This window comes from Rhodococcus sp. P3_B8, assembly GCF_056402775.1.
Genome location: NZ_JBFUGT010000492.1, coordinates 1 through 3,242 on the forward strand (window position 1 = coordinate 1; position 3,242 = coordinate 3,242).

At 66.8% G+C, this 3,242-nt stretch carries 3 protein-coding genes and 1 pseudogene; 3 read left to right on the plus strand and 1 reads right to left on the minus strand.

Translation table 11 applies throughout. The features are described 5' to 3' along the window. The 3 genes and pseudogenes from AC1D1G_RS43430 to sucD all read left to right on the plus strand — a co-directional run. Positions 1–773, plus strand: a pseudogene (locus AC1D1G_RS43430) (hypothetical protein); the annotation flags it as partial. A 169-nt stretch (positions 774–942) separates the two neighbouring features. Continuing rightward, a complete protein-coding gene (sucC, locus tag AC1D1G_RS43435) occupies positions 943–2,112 on the plus strand; it encodes an ADP-forming succinate--CoA ligase subunit beta (protein ID WP_005238541.1) in 1,170 nt (389 codons plus the stop codon). Between the two features lie 15 nt (positions 2,113–2,127). After that, complete coding sequence (gene sucD, locus AC1D1G_RS43440; RefSeq protein WP_005238543.1) at positions 2,128–3,030, plus strand: succinate--CoA ligase subunit alpha; 903 nt, start codon at positions 2,128–2,130, stop codon at positions 3,028–3,030. 37 nt (positions 3,031–3,067) lie between these two features. Here the strand turns inward: sucD and AC1D1G_RS43445 are convergent. Continuing rightward, the coding region (locus tag AC1D1G_RS43445; RefSeq protein WP_477956737.1) for a transposase at positions 3,068–3,242 on the minus strand (175 nt) is incomplete at its 5' end.

Below are 3,242 nucleotides of genomic sequence, written 5' to 3' on the forward strand. Positions count from 1 at the left end.
CCGCCGCCGGTGCCGCCGCCGGTGCCCTGCTCCCCGTCCTCGACATCCCGGCCGACGCCGTGCGCCCCGATGTCTACGCCACCCGGGTCGTGCTCGTCGCCGCCCTCGTGCTCGTCGTCGGCTGCGTCTGGCTGCTGCTGTCGGAGTTCGCCTCCACTGTCCGCCCCGCGGTCGGAGTGCTGTGGGTGACGATCCCGTTCTCCGTCGYCTCGGTGTCGCAGTCCGTCGTGCTCGCCACCGACGTCCCCGGAATCGGCGCCGGAATCGGTGCCGCGCTGCTGTGGTGTGCGGCCGTCACCGCTGTCGTCACCGGCGTGCTGACGTGGTTCGCCGGTTCGGCGGAACGTGAGGAGATCGACACGTCCGAGGAGCCGTCCACCTCGATCGCGGTCCTCGCGGTCGGTGGTCTCGGGGCGGTCGCCGCGTTCGTCGGACTGGGACTGCCGCTCTTCCACGGGACGGATGCACGCGGCGACGACTACGCGCCCGCGTCGTTCGCGGAGTTCCCGTGGAACCTCGACGTGTGGGGGCGCGTCCTACTGGGCGTCGCGGTGGTCCTCGCAGTGATCGTCGCCTCACGTGCCCGGCCGGCCCGGGCGGTGGCACTCCTGCTCGGTTCGGCCGTTGTGGTGGGGGTATACCTCCTGTCGTGGCCGCTCACCGCGGCCCGGGTGACCGATCCCTCAATGGGGGCCGGTGTCGTCCCGACAACGGTGGGCATAGTGTTGATTGCGGCTGCCGCGGCCCTCACGACACGCAGCAGAAATCGGTGAGGTCCGCCCCGTCGACAGCGGTGAGGCCCGCCTCAATACGTGATATCGCGTGATGTGGACCACATAGCAGACACGCGGGCGCAGAGCGGGCCCGGCAACTGGTTAAAGTCCAAAACAGACCCGCTCCTACCCCTCGAGCGGGTGTCAACGCAGACGAGACGGTGAGCAGATGGATCTCTTCGAATACCAGGCGAAGGAACTCTTCGCCAAGCACGAGGTGCCGACTTCGGCTGGGCGTGTTACCGACACGGTCGCCGGCGCACGCGAGATTGCCGAAGAAATCGGCAAGCCCGTGATGGTCAAGGCGCAGGTCAAGGTCGGAGGCCGCGGCAAGGCCGGTGGCGTGAAGTACTCCGCCGACGCCGATGCCGCCCAGGCCAACGCCGAGGCGATCCTGGGCCTCGACATCAAGGGTCATGTCGTCAAGAAGCTGCTGGTCGCAGAGGCGAGTGACATCGCCGAGGAGTACTACATCTCCTTCCTGCTCGACCGCACGAACCGCACCTACCTGGCCATGTGCTCGGTCGAGGGTGGCGTCGAGATCGAGGTCACCGCCGAGGAGAACCCCGACGCTCTCGCGAAGATCCCCGTCGACGCCGTCAAGGGTGTCGACCTCGCGTTCGCGCGCAGCATCGCCGAGGCAGGAAAGCTGCCCGCCGAGGTGCTCGACGCAGCGGCCGTGACGATCCAGAAGCTGTGGGAGGTCTTCATCAACGAAGACGCTCTCCTCGTCGAGGTCAACCCGCTCGTCCGCACGCCGGACGACCAGATCCTCGCACTCGACGGCAAGGTCACGCTCGACGAGAACGCTGCGTTCCGTCAGCCCGGCCACGAGGCGTTCGAGGACAAGGACGCCACGGATCCGCTCGAGCTCAAGGCCAAGGAAAACGACCTCAACTACGTCAAGCTCGACGGTGAGGTCGGCATCATCGGTAACGGCGCCGGCCTGGTCATGTCGACCCTGGACGTCGTCGCCTACGCAGGTGAGAAACACGGTGGCGTGAAGCCGGCCAACTTCCTCGACATCGGTGGCGGCGCCTCCGCAGAGGTCATGGCGAACGGCCTGGACGTCATCCTGAACGACGCGCAGGTCAAGAGCGTGTTCGTGAACGTTTTCGGTGGCATCACCGCGTGTGACGCGGTCGCCAACGGCATCGTCGGCGCCCTGAAGACGCTCGGTGACGAGGCCAACAAGCCGCTGGTCGTCCGCCTGGACGGCAACAACGTCGAAGAGGGTCGTCGTATCCTCGCCGAGGCCGCCCACCCGCTGGTCACGGTCGTCGGAACCATGGACGAGGCTGCCGACAAGGCTGCCGAGCTGGCCTTCGCCGCAAAGTAAAGGGACTCAAAAAACATGGCTATCTTCCTGACCAAGGACTCCAAGGTCATCGTCCAGGGCATCACCGGCGGCGAGGGCACCAAGCACACCGCGCTGATGCTCAAGGCCGGCACCCAGGTCGTCGGCGGTGTCAACGCCCGTAAGGCCGGCACCACCGTCACCCACGACGGCGGCGTCGAGCTGCCCGTCTTCGGCACCGTCGCCGAGGCCATCGAGAAGACCGGCGCGGACGTCTCCATTGCGTTCGTCCCCCCGGCATTCGCCAAGGACGCCATCGTCGAGGCCATCGACGCGGAGATCCCGCTGCTCGTGGTCATCACCGAGGGCATTCCGGTCCAGGACTCGGCGTACGCCTGGGCGTACAACGTGTCCAAGGGCAACAAGACCCGCATCATCGGACCGAACTGCCCCGGCATCATCACCCCCGGCGAGTCGCTGGTCGGCATCACCCCGGCCAACATCGCGGGCACCGGCCCGATCGGTCTCGTGTCCAAGTCCGGCACGCTGACCTACCAGATGATGTTCGAGCTGCGTGACTTCGGCTTCTCCACCGCAATCGGCATCGGCGGCGACCCGGTCATCGGCACCACCCACATCGACGCCATCGAGGCGTTCGAGAAGGACCCCGAGACCAAGGTCATCGTGATGATCGGTGAGATCGGTGGCGACGCCGAGGAGCGTGCCGCCGACTACATCAAGGCGAACGTCACGAAGCCGGTCGTCGGCTACGTCGCGGGCTTCACCGCCCCCGAGGGCAAGACTATGGGCCACGCAGGCGCCATCGTCTCCGGTTCCTCGGGCACCGCGCAGGCCAAGAAGGACGCCCTCGAGGCTGCCGGCGTGAAGGTCGGCAAGACGCCGTCCGAGACCGCTGCGCTCGCTCGCGAGATCCTGCAGAGCCTGACCGTCCAGGCCTAGGCGCTCCGCGCCCGTGCGCCTTTTTGGTAGGGCGGATTCATGCGGTCGTTGCACCATCGAGTAGTTCGTTGAGCTTTTCGGCTGGAGTATGCCAGTCGTGGGTTTTGCGGGGTCGGTCGTTGAGTTCATCAGCGACGAACCGCAGGTGCTCCTCGGAGTGCACGGACAGATCGGTGCCCTTGGGGAAGTACTGGCGCAGCAGCCCGTTGGTG